Source organism: Gilliamella sp. W8128 (assembly GCF_016100545.1).
Classification (GTDB): Bacteria; Pseudomonadota; Gammaproteobacteria; order Enterobacterales; family Orbaceae; genus Gilliamella; species Gilliamella apis.
This window is the reverse complement of the sequence record NZ_JACFSE010000001.1, coordinates 62,955-86,913: the sequence shown is the minus strand read 5'-3', so window position 1 is coordinate 86,913 and position 23,959 is coordinate 62,955. Positions and strand designations below refer to the sequence as shown.

Here is a 23,959-nt window from a genome sequence, read left to right as displayed (position 1 = left end):
ATAAATATAAAAAATGGAATGACCGATCTCTAATTCAGACATCCCTCGGCATCCATATAATAAATATATGAATCGTGCGCAATTATACTGGAATTTACTGAAATAGCAATTTGATTTATTAATCGCAAACGCTTATTTGAGCTTAAAACCATACTCTTCTTGAATAAGCTTTTTCAACGCTTCGATATAATTTTGTGCCGATAAACTTAGCTGTGCTTTTTGTGATGTTATCCAGCCAATTAATATCTTTTCTTCGACATCTAAAGGGATAGATAGAATGTCTGAACCATTTAAATCAGTACTGAGCACACCGGTACTAATGGTATAACCATTTAATCCATGCAATAAATTAAATAACGTTGCCCTATCACTGACATGAATACTCTTTTTATGATACACAGTACTTAAAATCTCTTCGGAAAAATAAAAAGAGTTATATTCACCTTGTTCAAATGAAAGATAGGGAAAATCCTCTAAATCATCTAATGTTAAAGACTTCATGGCCGCCAAAGGATGATGGGTACTGATAAATACATGTGGATCAGCCTCAAATAGTGGATTAAAAGTTAAACGATGTTCTTTAAGCAAACGTAAAATAACTTTTTGATTAAAATCAGTTAGATACAAAATACCTACTTCACTACGTAAATTAGCCACATCAGTTATAATATCGTAAGTACGAGTTTCACGTAGGGTAAACTCATATTCATCAGTATGATTCTTTTTGATTAAATTAACAAAAGCGTTTACCGCAAATGCATAATGTTGGGTAGATATGCTACACAATTGTTTGGAAGGTACTTTTTTAGCATAGTGCTGTTCTAGCAACTGAGCTTGATCTAAAACCTGTTTTGCATAACCTAAAAATTCAACTCCATCAGTCGATAATGAAACTCCTTTAGATGTCCGTACAAAAATTTCAATACCAAATTCAGCTTCCAACTCCTTCACTGCAGTTGATAAACTTGGTTGAGTAATATACAAATTTTTAGCAGCCTCATTGATTGAGCCTGAACGGGCAATTTCTAAAATGTAACGTAATTGTTGAAGCTTCATAATATCGTTAGTAATTAAAACCAATATTAATTCAAAATATAAACTACTATAAACATAGTCTGGGAGATTGTACAGCAAAAGGCAAATAGCTGTTTTTGCGCAACCTAATACCGTAGAATTGTTTTTTTAGAAGATTTTGGGCTTTAAAAAGTACGCTCCTCAAATTGTTAACACAACTTATCATTGTTTTTAAAATAAAGTTATATTTGCAATTTTGGTAGTCATTAACATAATCTCGGGTTAATCTCCACGACATAATGGACTAGCTGCAATTGTCCATGCGTCTTTAGGATTACGTATTATACTTGGTAAATCAGCGTATCCATCGACTTGAACATAAAAAGGCTTGTAAGCATCATTTCTATCTGCTGTCCATATCTTATCTGCCCAAAATGAATTATAACTGTTCAATGTCCCCCATTCGCCCATAAAATTACCTAAGCCACGAACAAAACCTCTTGCTCTATTATTATTACCTTTAAGCTCTACAAGCGTATATAGCAATCCCCTGCGAAAATTGTCATCCATCGCTTCCGCTGTTTGGGTTCGGCGTTTTACACTGTTACTATCTCTGCCACTACAATAATCCAATACGTAATAAATTGTTTTAGGAATATGTACCCATTGTCCATGTTCAGCACCGCCATTCCAAACATCCCGATCTCCAGGATCATTTATAGCGTTAATCACCAGATGATTGGTAAAATTACTCTTATTACCTCCTTTCGATGGCCATTTACTTGGCACCGGTATCGTAAAATTATCCATCCAAATCCAATCTCGACCGTTAAAGTACTCCATGGTTATTACCGGCGTACCATTTTGAATAAATTGCCATTTTTGTTCTGATGCATAATTAACAGTGCAGTTTGCGCCATAACCATTAATAGTGGATAACCATATTTTGCCGCCCCCATTATGTGAATAACATCGATAACGACTTTGGTCCGCACCGGCACCGATTAACGTAAATGCCGCATATTGAAAACCCGTGGTTGGGAAGCCACTCCAACGTGAAAAGCCCCAAAAGTTATGAAATATATTTCCATCATAACCGCCATAATTACCCATATCATTTGGTCTTAAATAGCAAATACTAGGATTATGGGGAATAACGGTATATTCCACCCAGCTATTACCATAATAACGATTATTAGGCACACCATAAGGGGTATTAGCTTGGATATCCCAAACCTCTACTCTTAATTTATAGGGCCCACCGCAGCCCCACAATTCATTACCTAACCACTCATACGGAATTTGTGCGCCATTTTCATACCATGTTGCTTTTAGATAACCTGACACATACCCACCCGCTTCATCACCATCTGCATCACCTATAGTAAGATAAGGGATATGATGAGCATTACCATCACTAACGACACTATGGGACATGACTTGATTAAAATGCATACCGGGCGGCGCTTTAATGGCAACCCCGGCATCCCAGGCGCTTATCCAATTATAACCACCTTGACCATTAGGAAAATTCAAACCTATTATTTGCCGTAAATCAGTTAAAGGGTTAAAACCATCGCCTAATATAATATAGGGAGAATTCCCGGTAATAACTTTGACGGTACTGGCTCTTAGGGATGTTAGTGCATAACTACTTGATGAAAATAATAAAAATAAAGTAACGGCGAAAACGCTAAAAAGCGGCGAGAATAAAAATGATCTTAAAAATCGAGAAAAAAATAAACTACTAGAAGAGACTAAACGTTGATTGCAATAACAAGATGAATTTAAATTATAAGTTGGGCAGGTTTGGTGTTTGGTGTTTGGTGTTTAAAATTATAGTTCATAACAACAACCTTGTCAAGTAATTCCATGTTTTATTTGGCTTTTTTAAGTTAATTTGACTAAATAACAGCCTATTATTGCACTAAAAATCATCTAAAAGTATAGTGATTGAAAATAATCTATGCAACTGATTTTAGAATCTAAATTGTTAACTTTTGTAAATATTATTAGTCAGATAAACTGTTAGCGCACTGTTTTACCCTTTTCAAAACTCCTCTCCTCAAATTTTAGGGTTAAAAAAGTCCATTCCTCAAAAAATAGATGTAACTATATGGTTAATTCTATATTAGATCCTTTAATTATAAAAAATGCATATTTATTTTACTAATATGCATAATTAGTTGTGTTTAACGTGCAATTACCTAAACATATTGAGATTATTCTTAACGACAAATAACATCAAGTTCCTTCAAATTTCCTCCAAATACAGAAGGCAATAAACGCCCATCACTCGAAATATAGGTTGGAGAAAATGCATATGTGTTATCACGAATTTGGTCTGCAACCCATATCCCATTTTCTCCCCACATCATGTTATAATTCTTTAATACTCCCCATTCTCCCATAAAATTACCTACTGAACGGATAAAGTCCCAACTATTATTACTATTTGATATCCTGATTTCATTTGAACTATACAAATATTCTCGACGAAATCCTTCATTTATTACCTCTCTTATTGTCAACGGATCTCTATCACAAGGTTTACCATTACAAAAACCTGAGGGTCTTCCTGTGCAAAAACTTAATACTGGAAATTCAGTACGAGCAGTAAATTGTTGAAATGGTGTAGAACCGGTACTGAATATTACTCGAGAATGAGACATTGATGGCCATTTGGTCGGCACTGGAATCGTAAAACTATCCATCCAAATCCAATCTCGGCCGTTAAAGTATTCCATGGTTATTACCGGTGTACCATTTTCAACAAAATGCCATTTTTGTTCTGATGCATAATTAACCGTGCAGTTTGCACCATAACCATTGATGGTCGATAACCATATTTTACCAGCCCCATTATGTGAATAACAACGATAATAAAGTTGATTCGCTCCTGGTCCAATTGCCGTAAATGCTGCATTTTGAAAACCCGTGGTTGGGAAACCACTCCAACGAGAAAAGCCCCAAAAGTTATGAAATACATTTCCATCATAACCGCCATAATTACCCATATCATTTGGTCTTAAATAGCAAATACTGGAATTATGGGGAATGACAGTATATTCCACCCAACTATTACCATAATAACGATTATTAGGCACACCATAAGGGGTATTAGCTTGGATATCCCAAACCTCTACTCTTAATTTATAGGGCCCACCGCATCCCCACAATTCATTACCTAACCTATCATTCGGAATTTGTGCACCATTTTCATACCATGTCGCTTTTAGATAACCTGATATATATCCACCCGCTTCATCACCATCTGCATCACCTATAGTAAGATAAGGGATATGATGAGCATTACCATCACTGATGACACTATGGGACAAGACTTGATTAAAATGCATACCTGGCGGTGCTTTTATGGCAACCCCAGCATCCCAGGCACTTATCCAATTATAACCACCTTGACCATTAGGAAAATTCAAACCTATTATTTGCCGCAAATCAGTTAAAGGGTTAAAACCATCACCTAATATAATATAGGGAGAATTCCCGGTAATAACTTTGACGGTACTGGCTCTTAGGGACGTTAATGCATAACTACTTGATGAAAATAATAAAACTAAAGTAACGGCGAAAACGCTAAAAAGCGGCGAAAATAAAAATAACCTCAAAAATCGAGGAAAAAATAAACTACTAGAAAAAACTAAACGTTGATTGCAATAACGAGATGATTTTAAAGTATAAGTTGGGCAGGTTTGGTGTTTGGTGTTTGGTGTTTAAAATTATAGTTCATAATAACAGCCTTGTCAAGTAATTCCATGTTTTATTTGGCTTTTTTAAGTTAATTTGACTAAATAACAGCCTATTATTGCGCTAAAAATCACCTAAAGTATAGTGACTGAAAATAATCTATGCAACTTCTTTTAAAGTCTAAATTGTTAACTTTTGTAAATATTATTAGTCAGATAAGCCGTTAACGCACTATTTTAACCTTTTTAAAACTCCTTTCCGTAAATTTTTGGGTTTAAAAAGTACGCTCTTCAAAGATATGCTATGCAGGCAATCTACATTCGATGCCTGATTTGTTAAAGGTTAAACGCAACTTATTGTATTTATATGTTTATTGATAGGTACAATTTGTTGCGTTGTATTTGCCAGATTATCAATCGTTAACTTTATAGAATTAATCTCCACGGCATATCGCTCTTTTGTTAAAAATAGCCATATTAATAATATTAGAATTTCCTTGTTTTTTGCCGCCCGTATTGAATACAACCTGACCATTTTGTCTCAAACCAAGCGGATAAAAACGTGCAGGACCTATACCGGGATTAAAAGTCGCTTTAGTAGCGGTCCATATCTCGTTTGCAAAAAGAGAGTTATAATTACCCAATACCCCCCATTCCCCCATAAAACTGCCTACTCCTCGTATAAAATTTGGATTCCAATCACTATTTCCTTTATATTCTTCTAGTGTATATAGCAATCCCCTACGAAAATTATCATCTAAAGCTTCATCTCTTGTTGTTTTATATCTTAAGAGCGATGAGTGGTCATCGTTACGACAATAATCTAATGTTTTATAAGTTGTTTTGGGAATATGCTCCCAATGTCCATGTTCTGCACCTCCATGCCAAATATTTCGATCTCCGGGATCGCTAATATCGTCTGATAACTGGTTAGTAAATTCAAGAAGGTTTTGATTTATTTTCGCTGGCCATTTACTCGGTACCGGTATCGTAAAACTATCCATCCAAATCCAATCTCGACCGTTAAAGTACTCCATGGTTATTACCGGCGTACCATTTTCAATAAATTGCCATTTTTTTTCTGCCGCATAATTAACCGTGCAGTTTGCGCCATAACCATTAATAGTGGATAACCATATTTTGCCACCCCCATTATGTGAATAACAGCGATAACGACTTTGGTCTGCACCTGCACCTATTAACGTAAATGCCGCATTTTGAAAACCCGTGGTCGGAAAGCCACTCCAACGAGAAAAGCCCCAAAAGTTATGAAATACATTTCCGTCATAACCACCATAATTACCCATATCATTTGGTCTTAAATAGCAGATACTGGAATTATGGGGAATGACAGTATATTCCACCCAACTATTACCATAATAACGATTATTCGGTACACCATAAGGGGTATTTGCTTGGATATCCCAAACCTCTACTCTTAATTTATACGGCCCACCACAGCCCCATAATTCATTACCTAACCTATCATTCGGAATTTGTGCGCCATTTTCATACCATGTCGCTTTTAGATAACCTGACACATACCCCCCCGCTTCATCACCATCTGCATCACCTATAGTAAGATAAGGAATATGATGAGCATTGCCATCACTGATGACACTATGCGACATGACTTGATTAAAATGCATACCTGGCGGTGCTTTGATGGCAACCCCGGCATCCCAGGCGCTTATCCAATTATAACCACCTTGACCATTAGGAAAATTCAAACCTATTATTTGCCGCAAATCAGTTAAAGGGTTAAAACCATCGCCTAATATAATATAGGGAGAATTGCCGGCAATAACTTTTACGGTACTGGCTCTTAGGGATGTTAGTGCATAACTACTTGATGAAAAGAATAAAACTAAAGTAACGGCGAAAACGCTAAAAAGCGGCGAAAATAAAAATAACCTTAAAAATCGAGGAAAAAATAAATTATTAGAAAAGACTAAACGTTGATTGTAATAACAAGATGATTTTAAAGTATAAGTTGGGCAGGTTTGGTGTTTGGTGTTTGGTGTTTAACATTATAGTTCATAACAACAACCTTGTCAAGTAATTCCATGTTTTATTTGGCTTTTTTAAGTTAATTTGACTAAATAACAGCCTATTATTGCGCTAAAAATCACCTAAAGTATAGTGACTGAAAATAATCTATGCAACTTCTTTTAAAGTCTAAATTGTTAACTTTTGTAAAGTTTAATCTCAACAACATCAATACACAAAAACCTTATTTCATAATTCTTGCCTACCTAGTTTTAGATATTTTTACCTATTCTGATCATTTCAGTTATTAAGGATTTTAAACTCAAAAAACCCCGTTCCTCAAATTTTTTAGGCTTATGCAGCCTAGAAGGACGGTGCGGTTAAAAATGTTACTGGTATTTGTTTCTAAACGGCTTATGCAGCCTAGAAGAAGTTAAGACAATCAAGGATTATGTTTTAAAATTTCTAAACGGCTTATGCAGCCTTGAAGAGAACCCCAAATACTATAAACATTGTTGTGCAAAAGGCAAAGTCTATTTTACTTTGCAAAAACCCTTTTTTTCGGTAGTTTTTCAATTAATTGATTTTTAAACAGTTTATTTTTAGTTAAAAAAAAGGGTTAACACTGCATGGTATTTAAGTTTCAAAAACCCCCTTTCCTCAAATTTTTTAGTTTCAAAAAGTACTCTCCTCAAAATTTATGCTGTTAATATGGTTAGATATTGGTAGCTAAGGGCATTATAATAATGCCCTTATTATTTAGTTAAAAATCAGGAATAGTTGCTGTTTTGCTGAGTCCGTAACTATTAAATGTTCCTTCAACAGCCGTTGCACATTTTTGTTGTTTCAGCCACATAATAAAATGTTGCCCTGTGCTTTTGCTAGCAAAATGAAGGTGTGGATAGTTCAAATGAAGGCTGCCCCATTTTTCAACCATTTTGCTTTTTACTTCGGCTGACCATTTACCTTGTGCGGTTAAACGTTTTTCGGCTCGTCTTAAAGCACTTTGTCCTTTAGGATTGATACGAATTAAGCGTAGGTAACCTTTAACACTAGTTGGTACAGATGTTATTGGCAAGGCTAAGGTGTAATCACTAACTACGGCCTGCTGTTGTAAGGCCATTTTAAATTGTTGCAACTGCGCTTCATCGCCAAATAACCGGATAATTCCGCCTAATGTTCTGTGGACATTATAACAAGGAAAACTAACCGCAATATTGCCTTGATGGTTAACTAATACCTGATGCAGTGATTGCATAACTTGATTAATCACTTCAGTTTCAGTTATCTCCAGTTGCGGAATTGCCCGTAGTTCAAAATAGTGAGTAAGCATAATATTACTCCTTACCACTAGCACCAAATACACCACCACGAATCAGAACTGCGATAACATAATGTTGTTGTTCAAGCGTTGGTTTTTCGCCTTTGAGTACCCAATTATCAAATAAGGTATAAAAATCCTGTTTTTGTTTAGGTTGTCTAAAAGCATGTCCCATAGTGGTAACTGCACCATAAGGTTCAATGGCAATTGGGAACTCGGCGTTTTCAGCATACCAAGTATCAATGGTTCGAATGGCATTGCTGATTTTTTGCGAGTGCATTGCTGCTTGACCATTTTTTTCATACAGGACTTTACTTTTATTTTTACCAGGCTCTAAAATCATTTCTTGTGATGGATAGACCTCTTGCCCTAATCCCATTTTTAATTTGGCTTGAATATTAAAGATAACGAACTCTTTGCCTAATAAGCCAGCTTCAATCAGAGCGGCAAGCTCGTTTACTGATTTATCATCATAATCAAATGAATTTAATTGATATTGTTTAACATCACTAATTTCAATCATGACTTTATCGTCATCTTTACAAGTGATGGCAATACTAATTTGTTCGGCAGCCATACGATTACGCCATAACCAACGGCCATTTAATATATTGATAGCGTAACGTTTAGCTAATGCTTGCATCCCTTCTTCTTTGATATAGCTTTGAGTAGTTTTTATTAATGCTTCTTGATAGTCAATATTATTACAAACTGAAGGTGTACCTAAGAAAGGTAGCACTTTACAGCTCCATTTAACCACCAAGGTATCTTTATCGGCATCAAGTGCAGATATATCTATGGTTTGTGGATTAGGTTTTTGAATTTCAGCATCTAATTTAGCCGGATCACTTGCTAAAGTATTTTTAAGCCGATTCGAAATGGTACCTCTAACAGATTTTTCAGATAATAAAACTGGTGTTAATTTTTGATCATCATGGCTATTTTGTTGGGCAAAAATGGCATCAGAAATATCAAAACTACGTTCAAAGGCTAATACTGATGCGGTAGTGATTTTATCTTTACTCATAATTCATTCCTTTTTTAATGCTAAACTTGTTTAATTAATCTTGATTAATAATATAAATATCTGCGTCATTCGATTGCAGTTCGCTGCATTTATAACGCCAAAACGCTTGTGATAAATTGTTTTGTAATCTTAGTGGAAATACCCACTTGCCTAATCCATAAATACATTCGACAAATTGTGTTGGATGTTGATTACTACGGGCATGTTCAACCGTTCCTGCGTCAAACAGTGGTGAAATAGCTTGATAACCAAGTGGTATCGGCACTAACCAACCTCGCCCCTGCTTGACCGATGTGGTTTGCCATTGATCTTTTTCTTGCGGATGATGATGCAACATGGCAGTTTCAACTAACGCATCAAGTGCAGTGGCATTCGGATCTTTTTGTTGTAACTCGGCAGTAATTTCCTGTAACTCTTGCTGAGCTTCAACCAAGACAAAGGCTGGTAATAAAGCTTTAATTAATATATCTCGATCTTCTGCGTTAGAAGAAGAATATAACTCTATTGAAGCAATTTCAGTAATATAACCACCAGCAATACGTTGTTGGTAAATTTTTTGCTCAACTTGTTTGACGAATTGTTGCTGTAGCTCCTTACTAAATAATGCCCTACGTCCTTCAATTTTCACTTCAACAATTAAAGAAACATCAAGATCAACCCGCCCTTCTTCGATAATCGAGCGGGTATCACCATTTTTAGCTAGTGGGTTGCGAGTGAGTCGAAATGTATAATCAGTATAATTATTAGGTCGATAAACTTGTACATCACACCCATGACAAGCGATTAATACGCCATCTAAATAAATAGGATGATCCGACTCAATTTTTCGATTTAAGGCATGGATCGCCCCTAAAAAGCCCGAGATAGCCGGAAAACCATAAGTTAATGGACTAGAAATTGCATTGGCGTTGTGAACTTTAATATGGTCAAAGAACAAATAATAACGTAATGATGCCATTAAAAGATTCCCTCCTTCTTACGTTGACTCGCTTTTACTGCTCCGCTAAATTCGCGACACCACTCTTTAAATTCGATTTCAGAAAACTCTTCTTTGTTATTAGTAAATTTTTGTTCCAGAGCATTTTCAATCCACTTTGCAAAATCTCTTTCAAGGCTAATTAACCATTCACCTTGTTCATATTGTCGTTTGAAATCTTCTTGCCCTTCAAGTTCTTTACGTTTTGGATCAAGCCAATAAGTTTGGTGAGCTTTGAGAGAGCAATCTCGGCTCCATCCCACAGGCATCGTCGTTTGGATATGTTTAGCAAACTTTAATAAAATAGTAAGAATTTTTTCAAAACTTTGTTTACGTTTATTCCTTATTTCAACGCTATTTTTCGATGCTTCTATAGATTCATATAAGGATCTAAATCCAGATCGGCAAATATATTGTAATGAGCCATTGAAAATGGTACGTAGATTCTCTGTTATCGAAAAAAAGTCCTTATTTTCAAACTTTGGAGGCATTGATGGCAGTAAATAATTACGTCCACCTTGCTTGCTGGTTAACTGACTTACCCCTTGTGGATTACTCCCCCCAAGTTTAACCACCGCAAGCTCATGAAAAGTAAAATAGGGCTGATGTTCGGCCTCTTTCAAGCGCCGTTGTTCACGAGCTTGTCTATTTTCTTCGGAAAAGCGGGTTTGTACTTTTTGATAGACTACATTACACAAAGATGTGGGATGCAGAGGAACAAGCAAACGATAATTATCTTCTTGTTGTGACAAATAACTCTCTTCACTATTCGGCCAATAAAGTTGCTTATTAAGTTCGTCAGCTTTCGGTTTTTCAAAATCATTAAAAATAACTTTCTTAAAATTGGCTAAATAGATTGCTGCTTTCTGCTCATCATCAGATAGCCCTTTTAGTACAGCTGGATGATCATCAATAATTAATTCTAATAATGTTTTATCGCCATTAATACATTGATTCAATAGAGAAAATATATCTAAACCGGCAGCATTTCCTGAACTATCAGCTACTAAATGTGTTGGTGTTGATGAAGATACATATTGCTGTTCACTTGGGTTGATAATTGTAAAATTGTTAACATTATCACCTAAACTTGAAGAATGAATGGCTTTAGAAGAGTGGTGACAAATGGAGATCCAAAAGATTCTTCGCATTGCAGCATCTTCCATCCAATTTTCAAAATCAAATCTTTTACTAAGTTCTAATATCTTCTGTTGAGATTCATTAACAGCTTTTTGATCGCCCGCTTGTTTAGCTTTTTCTAATTTAGTCAGTTCACTTTTATAACTGCTGTTATTAGCAAGCCGTTGCTGAAGAAAGTCGATAATGACCTTTCTTATATCTTGCCAAGAAATATTATTCATTAGCCCTCCTTATATTTTTAAACATCAACATCAATTTTCATCGGTCATACCCTAGCTTTTATCTTCATAGAATCCAAAACAAGGGTGGAAATACCAGTTTAATTTACTATTTAAATTTACCTTGCAAAATTCGTTAGCAAGCAAATATTGATTTTTATCAGGAAAATGTTTCTCAATTTCGCCAATAGCTTTTTCAACAGTATTGGATAACCAAGGTTGAATTTGTGAATTGTTAAATGACCATTTTTCGTCAAATCTAATTTTGTTACTTAGCGTTTTTACTGATAGTTGAAGTGGCTTTTGCCAAGCGATTTCGGCATAACTAAATCGGTATTCACCGTTATCATCAAGTTGGCAAATAAACTCATCTTGTGGTTGCTCTTGCAGCCTAAAAGGCGAGATTAACTGTAGATGGACACAATGGTGATGTGCCAAATCAGTTTGCCAATAACTGGTAACATAATTACTTTTGCGCGCATTGATTGGAAATAAATGGGCCATAACCTTATGTTCTAATTCTGCTAGTGTTAAGCCTGCTTGCGAATCAGTCATAATACGAGGAATCGCATTAATATTTTTTAATTGTTCTGACGTTATCAGTTGCTCAGTCTTATGGGTTTTTAATAAAAACAATGGTTCTTGTTCAAACCCCGGTTTAGTAAAGCAAGCAATATTAACCCCTAAATTGTTGCCGTTTTTCATTGCTTCTAAATTACTGCCTAAAATCGCCACATTGGCACTTTTGGCTATTTTTTCCGGTCTATGCCGCCAAACTCGTCCTACTAACTGAATAATTGAACGCATTGAAGATGGCTCAACAATTGCCCAATCATAATCATGGTCACGCCCAACTTCAGTAACCGGTGTGCCGATGACGATAAAAATATGATGTTGTTTATCACTGTCTTTTATTGCTGCACGGATTTCAGGTTGTTCAAATAATTTATTAGCATCACCACGGTTTAAAATTCTATCCAGTTTTTCTTCTAATTGACTGCGCAATAGTAGTAGTTGTCTGGCATGATAAACCACCAGATGAAATTCAACATTTGCCGGTAAGTCAGTTTGCTGGTAGATTTGCTTAGTGAGCGACATCACATCATCAATGTGCGCAAAGCGCATTAAACCGAGACTAATTTTTTTGTTGGTTTGCGGATCTTGTTGATGATGCTGTAAATGAAAATGATAAGCTTGATCTAATAACTGTTGCGCCAATAGAGCATAACCGAGATCTGAATTTTCTTTTTTATGTAATGAGTAATTTAATAATTCTAAAATTTGTCCTCGACGACGAATTGTCCCTTGTTGCAACTTATCTATTCTTTTTTCGATAAACTTCGTATGATGATGTTTAAAATTAACAGTATCAGCTATTTGTTCGACTGACTGCTGATATTCATCAAACCATCCACAAATAATCCCCTGATTAGACCTTCCTGTATTCTGATTCCAAATTTTTCGACCGGCTTGATAAGCATCAAATAAACCAGCAATAAGGTCTGGCGTTAAGGTGGCTGATGAGAGTAACACTTTACTGCCATAAAGCCCGGCTAAATGAACTAACCTTGCCAAAGCTGGTAAATCTCGCTGATCAAAATCATCCGGTTCATCTAAAATTAAATCTGCGGTAAGCAACCTTAAGGTAGGGGCAATATATTTGCCACCTCTGAGACATTCGCTAGCTTGCATTAAGTGATCAACGGTACATGTCACAATCGGCGCATAGATTAATTGACGAGCCTTACTGTTTTCGATAATGGTACCGAGTTCACAGTCAGCAATACCACTCTCTGCCACATCAATATATTCATCGACTAATGATTCTGTCGATTCACAACCAAGAGTTTCGGGATTAATCTCTTTATCTTTATCTTTATCTTTATCATTTTTATTTTTATCAATTTTCGCTTGATTTTCTAACTCAAATAGGGTCTTTGTTGCCCGACCACCAACCAAAATAGCCAAATGTTCATCGGTCAAATGCAATCTTTCTCGTAACGCTTTACCAGTTTGTAAGGTTAATACACGTAATCCTAAAGCAATAGTAAATCGTACCCCACGCTGTGGATTTGATAATGCATACATAATTCGCCCATTAGCTAAGGTTTTACCACAGCCGGTCGATGCCATATTGACGCCAAAAAAGCCATTATCATCACTTAATTGTTGATAACTTTTAGCTAAATCAAAAGCATGGTTTTGCCATTGAAAGCGTTTAATCGTAGTGCGTTGCGTAAATGGTTTATGCTGATTAATTGCTGGTAATTCAGTGTTGATTTTAGGTAGCAAGCGAGCAAAACGAGCGCTAGAATTAGCAACACCTAATAGATGATCATCTAATCGTTGATTGGCGTGCTGGCTTTTATTGGTATTGGCGATAAGAATATCTTTAACACTTTGGGCTTCTTTGTCATTGATTGATATGCTGGAATAGTTATGGTCAGCAACCATAAGGCTTAATCGTGATAAATGTAATAACAATGAATCAACATTGGTTAGTTGCATTAAAGGAGTGTGATGAATTGCCCTGCTTGCATAGCGACTTAATTTTTTAAGCCAAGATTGGCTTAGAGTTATATCACTTTTAAGTTGCCAAAAATCGGCGCTGTCTTCAATATTACTATTTCTAACCCAGTTTTTAACCGCGGTAAAAGTACTAAAGAAGTCATCTATAGTTAATCCCGAAATATCCATTTCTTGATTTTTTATGTCGTTTTTTGGATCTTTATTTTCTATATCTTCCTTACTAACAGATGTTAAAAACGGCATACGATGGTGTGACACAATTAACCAGCCAATCCATTGGGCTAATAATGGTAATTGAGAGAGGTCATTATTCTCTGTGCTAGTAAGATCATGATGCCAATCTGGTTTAAGTTGTTGATAATCGGCAAAATTAGCTAAACGGGTTAAAACCTCTTGATTAGTGGTACAATCACGAATCATCAATAAGAATAACTGTAATGAAATCCACTCATGACGATACGGATCACCTGCCGATCGACTTTGCCGTAATTTATCTTGAAAGCCGACTGTCGCCTTACCCAAATCATGCAATAGCGCAGCAATGGTTGCGATAAGTTGGATAGATGTGGCATATTGCCAACTATTTTCACTATCATTGCGTAATATATTGCGCTTAGTACGATTAGTTGGTATTCGGCCTTGTTGATTAAATTGACTTTTATCGCCAACAGTCCAGAGTAGAGTCGTTTTAAGATCAGACGAATGAATCAAATCCATGATAATAAGAAAATAATCTCAAGTTCTAGATAGCAATAAATTAACATTGTTTTATGTATAAAACGAGTCTTTTAAATAATTATCTAAGAGATTCAATAAATGATTTTACCACCTATATGGCGTGAATCTTATAGTAAGCTATTTTCTTTTTAAGTTAATACTTAAATCATATAATAAATTGTTTAATTGAGGGTTTTTCTAATTACATTACGAGACTTAGAAAAATTTATTTGATTAATTTATCATTAATATGATTATCATTTTGAATAGTAGTATAAGTAAAGTTTTGCCATCAGAGATGGTTTCGCATGGTTCTTTGATAATTACCTGGTGTTACCCCAAAATTTCGTCGGAAAATAGCAATAAACCCACTAATATTGTCATAACCTAAATATAAAGATATTTCTGTAATTGATTTTCCAGTAGCTAGCAATTCTAACGCTTTTAACATGCGCAGCTTCTGACGCCATTCTGTAAAATTAAATCCGGTTTCATTGGTAAATCGACGTGTTAATGAACGTCGGGAAATACCAGCCCAAACGCCCCATTCATTAACGTTTCTATCATCACTAGGATTATCAGACAAAGCTAAAGCGATTTTTAACAGACGCATATCTTTTGGCATTGGCAGTGCTAACTCAACTTGCGGACTGATTCTAATCTCGTCAAGTATCACGGCAATTAACCGCTTCTGTTCTGGTTGCAGTTCTGAGTTATGCCATGACATGGTTCGGTTAATTGCTTCGCGCAATAAATCAGATAATTCTAAAATGCATGGTTTGATAGGTAGTTTAGAACATGCATTTTTTTGTATATAGATGCTCCATCCTTCAAATTGTCCATGCGTTCCAAGAAGACTATGTTGTACATTCGGGGGGATCCAGACAGCATGAGTTGCGGGCACTATCCATTGACTACTTTCTGCTTCAATTGAAATTAATCCCTGTAATGTGCCAAGTAACTGTCCTCTCGAATGACCATGACGTTGTGTCACTCTTTGTGAAGAGTGGCTGGCTGTTGATATGATCATCGGTTCGCTATCAGAAGAAGCAAGCAGTGGAGAAATGAGTGGAGTATTCATTTATATGGCCCCGATGGGATATTTTGTGGCTTAAATTGGCTAGTAAAACACTATTCTACTGGCTATCCTAAAATCTGCTCAATTAAATTGAAGGTAACACGTTAGCAATAAATAGATAAGTTGTAAATCAACAAAATAATCGTTTTTTAGACGAATTAATTGGTAATTTTGAAATTTATTAATTGCTTAATAATCTGGTTTTAACAAGGAAACAGATACATGAAAGGAAAACATAAAAATTATAAAGAAATTAAATCATCAACATTCGACGGAATAGATACACAAGGCGCAACTAAATATAATATGGAAAGGGTTTAATATGAAACAATCGCTAGACCTGACCATTTCAGAAAGAAAGTTAGTATTTGCGATGACTCTATCTAGTATATTGCCATTATTAGATAGCAGTATTGTTAATGTTATTTTACCCGCAATTTCGAATGACATTAATGCCTCTTATGCTTATATACAATGGGCGATTACCATATATATGCTTGCTTGCGCAGCTGGCATATTACTATCACCTTATATACATGAAAATTTTGGGCTCAAGAACGCATGGGTCAGCTCAATTTTTATTTTTCTTATTAGTTCTATATTAGTTGGATTTTCATATAATCTGGTTTCTTTAATCCTGTTTAGATGCCTACAAGGTTTTGGTGCAGGAATATTAATACCTATCACTCAATCGATAATAGCGACTCATTTTGCTAAGCAAAGGCTAAAGCCGGTTATGGCATTGATTGCCATTCCGTCAGTCTTTGCCCCAGCACTAGGACCAGTTTTTGGCGCAATCTTATCGGAACAATTAAATTGGAGAATTGCTTTTTTTATCAACATACCTTTGGCGCTTTTAGCTTTTTTCTTTGGTGGGACGACAATACCAGAGAATAAAACATCTAAATATAATATGAATATTTATGTATTTATGACATTTTTAATTGCTTTAATATTATTTTTTATCTCTATTAAAAATATTACTTCTGGGCATTTTTTTGATATTTCTAATATTATTATGCTGGTTTTAGGTATTGGTTTGATGATGGTTTCGCTTGTTACTAATAATAAGTCAGACAATAAACTAATCAATTTAAGTGCATTTAATTGCCATCAATACTCTCTGGCAATAATTATGGGATTTCTGACATCAGTTATCTTTTTCGGTTTTATGATCTTTTTTCCTTTAATACAAGCAATAAATGATCATATATCTATTACTTATATTGGAATGTTGCTTGCCCTACAAGGTGTAGGAGCTTGGTTGGCGAGAAAATTTGTTTATAAATCACTAAGTGAGATAAATTCATTTCTAATTATTGGTATAGGTTTAATAATATCAGCAATAAGTATATTAATAATTCAAGTTGGTGGAAGCGCCTCTGAAATCATCGGTTTTACTGTTCGAGGCTCCGGATTAGGCGTTGCCACGATTGCTGTTCTCTCTTCTCCATTCGAGTTTTGTGAAAAAAATCAAATTAAGGACACAAGTGCTATCACTCGTGTTATACAGCAAATTGGAGGTGCATTTGGAAGCGTATTATCAGGAATATTAATCAACCTAACTCTAGGTCAAATAATTTCAGTGAATTGCGCCTATCAGATAATGTTTTTTCTATCTCTTGTATTTGGCATTATTGCTGTTATTGCCTATATTTTCTCTTATCGAGTGAATACAAAAAGTTAGTATACAAAAAAACTGAACATATGAGTTCAGTTTTTAGCTTATTTAGCAATAGCTTTAAGCTACCTACACGGTAGTGAACACCAATTAAATAGCATTATCGGCGATGTTCAATTTCTAAGCTACCTACACGGCAGTGAACTAGAATCCAATATACTATAAATGCAGTTGGCAAAAAGACAAAGTCCATTTTTACCAATAAAAACCCTTTTTTGAGCCATTTTTCAACATATTGATTTTTAATCATTTTATTTTAAGTTAAAAAAAAGGGTTAGTAATAAGTAGGAATTTAAGGTTCAAAAACCCCGTTCCTCAATTTTTTTGGTTCGCTGAGTTTCGGACGTTTGTTGTTTGGTGGCTAATTCTATACGGTGAATACGTCCGAGTTAAGAGGGTTGGCGCCAACCCTCTTTACAATCTCCCGCGGCGACCACGCAAGTGGTCACGATGTGACTGCCTTCCGCCTTCGTTCGGTCTTAACGCTCCTTGCCAAACATCCCTGTTTGCCATGCTAACCTCTCTCAGTTGTCAGCACATTGCGAATGTCGCACCACAAAATCGTTTTTTATCGCTCTAACGTTATTTTTCTTATCCTCTGCTTTAATACCTAAGAACTAAGAAATAATAGCTAAAAAGTATTAGGATAGACACAGAGTCCGTATACATCGCGGCCGGCAGACTCTTCATATATCCTACCACTCGTGTAAACCGAAAAACGCCCATATCCATTATGCACAGGTCGACCATTATAATCCTCCGTCGGATAGTCGTTGCGGAAACCGGCATTAGCGTAACTTTCCACCCTCCCCCATTCCGTGAAAAATCCTGCACCAATGTGACGACGAAAACTATTATCTGGTGACGAAGGCGTTGCACTTTGGCAGCTAGAATATAAACCAACTCCCCGACAAGACGCATTTGTTAAATCTTTAACCCTAATATAACGAGCTCTCATACGACCACACCAAGAAAAAGTATCCGTATGCTGATAACCACCACGATTAACAAACCACTGCTTTAACTCAAATCCATATTTGACAACCGCATTACCACTGCTATCACGACCGACTAACTCAAATGTCTGCGGTAAAGATGGTCTGTCGATGAAACTTGCAGCATCTACTTCTTGTTGCCGTTCTGTAGCATAAGGACCCGTTAGGGTGACTTTAACGCTGGTACTTGTTGAATCGGTCATAGTAGCAGTAATCTTATCATGAGAAACCGGAGCCCAAGATAAGGCCTGATTACTACCACCAATATCTAAATAAAAATATAAATTATTAGCACCAGTAGTCGGGAAGTTTAAACCATAAGACGACGGCGTAACTGACTGTGGTAGAAAACCCTTATCAGGGTTCCATATGTCAGCAGAAAGACCTTGCCTTGTGTATCTGTCTCCTAGGTTAGGTCTTGCAAAACAAATCACTGGCGATGCCTTAGGATTAATATAATAAGTGGCATTACCTGCCGTAAAACGACTTTCATTAGGTACACCATAACGTGTTTTTAATGTGCCTTCACCATTAGATAAGGTTAATTTATATGGCGCTTTACAAATAGTCAGTACTTCATTACGGGCAACAGGATGATTGAAGTTATCAACAATAGATAAATTTAAACTACCGGTAGCGGTGATACCATCAATCCCCTGACCATCGCCATCATCATCTCCCCAATAATTATACGGTGTGCCAATAAGTGAGCTTAATGCAATAGAATCAGTATTCCTTGGTACTAACATACCAATATCATTAAAACTCTGACCAACAACAGGTAAAACGATAGGATTTCTTTCTGAATTATTGGTTGTCGGAGTAAATGTTCTTCCATCAGAAAGGGATATCCCGAGTAGCGATTCGGTATTGGTTACCCGGGTACGACCTCCATCAAAGGTTAAATAAGGTGCTGAACCATAAATGATATTGGTCGTTTTTGTGGTTAATGCATAATTAGAAAAAGAGATAGATTGTAAAATAACTACGGTTAAAACCAAAACCATCGGCCGAGATAAAAAGACTAAACCAAGAAATTTTGAAAAATTTTGCCGGAATTTCGGAAATTTTCGAAATTGTCGAAATAATAAACTGCGGTGAAATAATAAACGGTATGAGCTTAACTTTAGAAAGGTGAATTTATAGGTTGGGCAGGTTGTGTGTTGTGTGTTGTGTGTTGAAAATTATAATCCATATCAGATATCCTTGTCAATCCAATTTTATGATTTATTTAAAATTTTAAGCCTAATGGCATAAAATTTATCCATTCGTATAAATATGCTATAAAAGTATAGTGATTGCAAAAAACCATGCAACTTTTTTTGATGGTTTAATTGTTAACTTTTGTAAAGATTAATGTAATATTATGTCTTAATTACTTGCTTAAAACCGATTTCGGAGAAACTTGGACGGGATTTTTGGGTTTCAAAAACCCCGTTCCTCAAAATTTTTGGTTGTTTGAGTTTCGGACGTTTGTTGTTTTGTAGTTGTTTCTATACGGTGATTACGTCCGAGTTAAGAGGGTTGCCGCCAACCCTCTTTACAATCTCCCGCGGCGACCACGCAAGTGGTCACGATGTGACTACCTTCCGCCTGCGTTCGCTTTTAACGCTCCTTGCCAAACATCCTGTTTGCCATGCTAACCTCGCTCAGTTGTCAGCACATTGCCAATGTCGCGCTACAAAATCGCTTTTTATCGTCCTAACGTTATTTTTCTTATCCTCAGCTTCAATACCTAAGAACTAAGAAATAATAGTTAAGGATAGACACAGAGTCCGAAGGTGCCGAGGGTGTTTTCCCTAGGAGCGGTATAAACACGACCATGAGTCGAAACCACACAGAGACGGTTACTATTATTAAACACATCATTCGTCCAATAGACATAAGTGCCGAAGTTGGCACCAGCGTAATAGGGTGTCTTCCCCCATTCCGTGAACAATCCTGCACCTATGTAACGCGAGTAATAATTAGTAGATGGCGAAGGCGTTGCACTTTGACATCCTACCATACCAGATTTCGCATTAGTTAAATCCCTGACCTTTGGGAGACGATATCCTCCAATCCTATTACACCAATATGATGCACTAGAAGCGCTATATTGGTTCCTATTTCCACGATGAACAAACCACTGCTTTAACTTAAATCCATATTTGACCACCGCATTACCACTGCTATCACGACCGACTAACTCAAATACCTGCGGTAAAGATAGGCTATCGATTCTACCTGGATTATCTGAACTCCATTGCGATGGTGTAGCAACAGGACCTGTTAGGGTGACTCGAACGCTGGTACTTGTTGAATCGGTCATCGTCGCCGTAATACCACCATGAGAAACCGGCGCCCAAGATAAGGCCTGATTATTACCACTAATATCTAAATCAAAATACAAATTATGAGCACCAGTAGTCGGGAAGTTTAAACCATAAGACGACGGTGTAACTGACTGGGTTAGAAAACCCTTATTACGGTTCCAAACGGCAGCAGAAATATACCTTCCCTCATCTAAGTTAGGTCTTGCAAAACAAATCGCTGGCGCTGTCTTAGGTTTAATATAATAAGTGGCATTACTTGCACTAAAACGACTTTCATTAGGCACGCCATAACGTGTTGTTAATCTACCTTCACCATTAGATAAGGTTAATTTATATGGCGCTTTACAAATAGTCGGCACTTTATTACGGGCAACAGGATTATTGTCTTTATCAGCAATAGATAAATATAAACTACCGGTAGCGGTGACACCATTAACTCCCTGACCATCGCCATCATCATCCCCCCAATAATTATAGGGTGTGCCAATAAGTGAACTTAATGCAATAGAATCAGTATCCGTTGGTACTAACATACCAATATCCGCAAAACTCTGACCCTCAACAGGTAACTCGATAGGATTGTCACTTGAATCATTGGTTGTCGGAGTAAATGTTCTACCATCAGAAAGAGATATCCCGAGTAGCGCTTCAGTATTTGTTACCCGGGTACGACCACCATCAAAGGTTAAATAAGGAGCTGAGCCATAAATAATATTGGTCGTTTTAGTGGTTAATGCATAATTAGAAAAAGAGATAGATTGTAAAATAACTACGGTTAAAACCAAAACCATCGGCCGAGATAAACAGGCGAAACCAAGTAATTTTGAAAAATTTTGCCGGAATTGCGGAAATTTTGGAAATTGTCGAAATAATAAACTACTGTGAAATAATAAACGATGTGAGCTTAACTTTAGATAGGTGAATTTATAGGTTGGGCAGGTTGTGTGTTGTGTGTTGTGTGTTGAAAATTATAATCCATATCAGATGTCCTTGTCAATCCAATTTTATGATTTATTTAAAATTTTAAGCCTAACGGCACAAAATTTATCCATTCGTATAAATATGCTATAAAAGTATAGTGATTGCAAAAAACCATGCAACTTTTTTTGGAGGTTTAATTGTTAACTTTTGTAAAGAAGGACACTGATAACTCGAAAACAGCATCGGTTATTTGCTGTTTATTAGAAATAATAGACCCTTTATCCCCTCTTAAAAAATCACTATTTTTAATATTAATAATTTGCAGATTAGGTTTTTGATTTTGACAATTTTATAATCGTTTTTAGAAGGTATTTTGCATTTAAAAACCCCGTTCCTCAAATTTTTTTAGTTGTTTGAGTTTCGGACGTTTTGTTGTTTGGTGGCTAATTCTATACGGTGATTACGTCCGAGTTAAGAGGGTTGCCGCCAACCCTCTTTACTATCTCCCGCGGCGACTACGCAAGTGGTCACGATGTGACTGCCTTCCGCCTTCGTTCGGTCTTAACGCACCGGCTGTGATTTGTTCCTGACAAAGCACCGCCTTGGCAAACATCCATTTTTGCCATGCTAACCTCACTCAGTTGTCAGCACATTGCCAATGTCGCGACACAAAATCGTTTTTTATCGCCGACTTCGTCAACGTCAACACCATTGCCTTGGCATGGCAATGATTGTTTAATGTCCTAACATTATTTTTCTTATCCTCAACTTTAATACCTAAGAACTAAAAAATAATAGCTAAGGATAGACACAAAGTCCGCGGAAGCTTTCAGTCAACGTCGGCAAGAACCAAATAATACCAGTGGGATCCTCGGTAGTATCAGAGCCCTGTTTAATTACAAAATTGTAATCAGCTGTCGCCCAAAAGTAACCTTTGAAGAAGTTAGCACCAGCGTACACGTACATCTCCCCCCATTCCGATAACAATCCTGTACCAATGTGACGCCGGACCCTATGATCAGGTGACGAAGGCGTTGCACTTTCTACACCTTGACACACATCTTGACTCTGCCCCCTTCTTGGTTGACAAGTCGCATTTGTTAAATCCCTGACCTTTGGAAGACGGTATCCAATCTTATTACACCAAGATTCCACACTAGAAGAGGTACTTACATAACTACCACGATTAACAAACCACTGCTTTAACACAAATCCATATTTGACCACCGCATTACCACTTCTATCACGACCGACTATCTCAAATGTCTGCGGTAAAGATGGTTTGTCAATTCTACGTGGATTTTCTGATTGCCATTGCGATGATGGAGCAACAGGACCCGTTAGGGTGACTTTAACTTGTTGGCGTCCATCAGATAAGACAAGTTCATCGGTCATCGTCGCCGTAATACCACTATGCTTAACCGGCGCCCAAGATAAGGACCGACCAACACCACCAATATATAAAATAAAATACAGACCATTAGCACCAGCAGTCGGAAAGTTTGAACCATAAGACGACGGCGTAACTGACTGTGGTAGAAAACCATATATCCAGTCCCAAACGGCAGCAGAAAGACCGTTACCCTCCAACACGGAACGAGGTCTTGCACCACAAATCGCTGACAATGTCTTAGGATTAATATAATAAGTGGCATTACCTGCATTAAAACGACTTTCATTAGGTATACCATAACGTGTTGTTAATCTACCGCTAGTATTAGATAAAGTTAATTTATATGGCGCTTTACCGTTACAAACAGTCAGCACTTCATTACGGGCAACACGATGATTGAATTTATCAACAATAGATAAATTCAAACTACCGGTAGCGGTGATACCATTAACTCCCTGACCATCGCCATCATCATCACCCCAATAATTATACGGTGCGCCAATAAGTGAACTTAATGCAATAGAATTAGTATCCCTTGGTACTAACATACCAATATCATTAGAACTCTGACCAATAACAGGTAAAACGATAGGATTGTCAAAACTCGAATTATTGGTTGTCGGAGTAAATGTTCTTCCATCAGAAAGCGATATCCCAAGTAGCGCTTCGCTATTTGTTATCCGGGTACGACCACCATCAAAGGTTAAATAAGGTGCTGAGCCATAAATAATATTGGTCGTTTTTGTGGTTAATGCATAATTAGCAAAAGAGATAGACTGTAATACAACCATGGTTAATACCAAAACCATCGGCCGAGATAAAAAGGCTAAACCAAGAAATTTTGAAAAATTTTGCCGGAATTTCGGAAATTGCGGAAATAATAAACTGCAGTGAAATAATAAACGGTGTGAGCTTAACTTTAGAGACGTGAAATTATA

14 protein-coding genes are annotated in these 23,959 nt (G+C 36.5%); 1 reads left to right on the top strand and 13 read right to left on the bottom strand.

Translation table 11 applies throughout. From position 1 onward, the window contains the following. Nucleotides 1–132: 132 nt before the first annotated feature. The 10 genes from H3U97_RS00390 to H3U97_RS00345 form a co-directional block, all read right to left on the bottom strand. Nucleotides 133–1,056, bottom strand: coding sequence for a LysR family transcriptional regulator (locus tag H3U97_RS00390; RefSeq protein WP_065578586.1), 924 nt, complete (start codon nt 1,054–1,056; stop codon nt 133–135). A 240-nt stretch (nt 1,057–1,296) separates the two neighbouring features. Continuing rightward, nucleotides 1,297–2,550, bottom strand: a complete 1,254-nt coding sequence (locus H3U97_RS00385) for a hypothetical protein (protein WP_198197513.1) — start codon at nt 2,548–2,550, stop codon at nt 1,297–1,299. 692 nt (nt 2,551–3,242) lie between these two features. Continuing rightward, nucleotides 3,243–4,643, bottom strand: a complete 1,401-nt coding sequence (locus tag H3U97_RS00380; protein WP_232343693.1) for a hypothetical protein — start codon at nt 4,641–4,643, stop codon at nt 3,243–3,245. 512 nt (nt 4,644–5,155) lie between these two features. Beyond that, nucleotides 5,156–6,451: a hypothetical protein gene (locus H3U97_RS00375; protein ID WP_198197509.1), complete on the bottom strand. Its 1,296-nt coding sequence runs from the start codon at nt 6,449–6,451 to the stop codon at nt 5,156–5,158. A gap of 1,022 nt (nt 6,452–7,473) precedes the next feature. After that, a complete protein-coding gene (gene cas6f, locus H3U97_RS00370) occupies nt 7,474–8,043 on the bottom strand; it encodes a type I-F CRISPR-associated endoribonuclease Cas6/Csy4 (protein ID WP_198197507.1) in 570 nt (189 codons plus the stop codon). A gap of 4 nt (nt 8,044–8,047) precedes the next feature. After that, the gene (gene csy3, locus H3U97_RS00365) at nt 8,048–9,058 is read right to left on the bottom strand and encodes a type I-F CRISPR-associated protein Csy3 (protein WP_198197505.1); all 1,011 of its coding nucleotides are present in this window, start codon (nt 9,056–9,058) and stop codon (nt 8,048–8,050) included. Between the two features lie 34 nt (nt 9,059–9,092). Beyond that, a complete protein-coding gene (gene csy2, locus H3U97_RS00360; RefSeq protein WP_198197502.1) occupies nt 9,093–10,016 on the bottom strand; it encodes a type I-F CRISPR-associated protein Csy2 in 924 nt (307 codons plus the stop codon). Beyond that, a complete protein-coding gene (gene csy1 / locus H3U97_RS00355; RefSeq protein ID WP_198197500.1) occupies nt 10,016–11,395 on the bottom strand; it encodes a type I-F CRISPR-associated protein Csy1 in 1,380 nt (459 codons plus the stop codon). The genes csy2 and csy1 overlap by 1 nt, the downstream gene beginning before the upstream one ends. A gap of 51 nt (nt 11,396–11,446) precedes the next feature. Further along, complete coding sequence (cas3f, locus tag H3U97_RS00350; RefSeq protein WP_232343692.1) at nt 11,447–14,632, bottom strand: type I-F CRISPR-associated helicase Cas3f; 3,186 nt, start codon at nt 14,630–14,632, stop codon at nt 11,447–11,449. Nucleotides 14,633–14,930: 298 nt separating this feature from the next. Next, nucleotides 14,931–15,719: a helix-turn-helix domain-containing protein gene (locus H3U97_RS00345; protein ID WP_065578578.1), complete on the bottom strand. Its 789-nt coding sequence runs from the start codon at nt 15,717–15,719 to the stop codon at nt 14,931–14,933. A gap of 319 nt (nt 15,720–16,038) precedes the next feature. On the opposite strand from H3U97_RS00345, the gene H3U97_RS00340 reads away from it, so the two are divergent. Then, nucleotides 16,039–17,403 (top strand): MFS transporter, encoded by a 1,365-nt coding sequence (locus H3U97_RS00340; protein ID WP_198197496.1) that lies wholly within the window; start codon nt 16,039–16,041, stop codon nt 17,401–17,403. 625 nt (nt 17,404–18,028) lie between these two features. Here H3U97_RS00340 and H3U97_RS00335 read toward each other — a convergent pair. From H3U97_RS00335 to H3U97_RS00325, 3 genes are all read right to left on the bottom strand, one after another. After that, nucleotides 18,029–19,399: a hypothetical protein gene (locus H3U97_RS00335; RefSeq protein WP_198197494.1), complete on the bottom strand. Its 1,371-nt coding sequence runs from the start codon at nt 19,397–19,399 to the stop codon at nt 18,029–18,031. Nucleotides 19,400–20,148: 749 nt separating this feature from the next. After that, nucleotides 20,149–21,498: a hypothetical protein gene (locus H3U97_RS00330; RefSeq protein WP_198197492.1), complete on the bottom strand. Its 1,350-nt coding sequence runs from the start codon at nt 21,496–21,498 to the stop codon at nt 20,149–20,151. A 928-nt stretch (nt 21,499–22,426) separates the two neighbouring features. Further along, on the bottom strand, nt 22,427–23,830 hold the full coding sequence (locus tag H3U97_RS00325) for a hypothetical protein (protein ID WP_198197490.1): 1,404 nt from the start codon (nt 23,828–23,830) through the stop codon (nt 22,427–22,429). Nucleotides 23,831–23,959 lie beyond the last annotated feature (129 nt).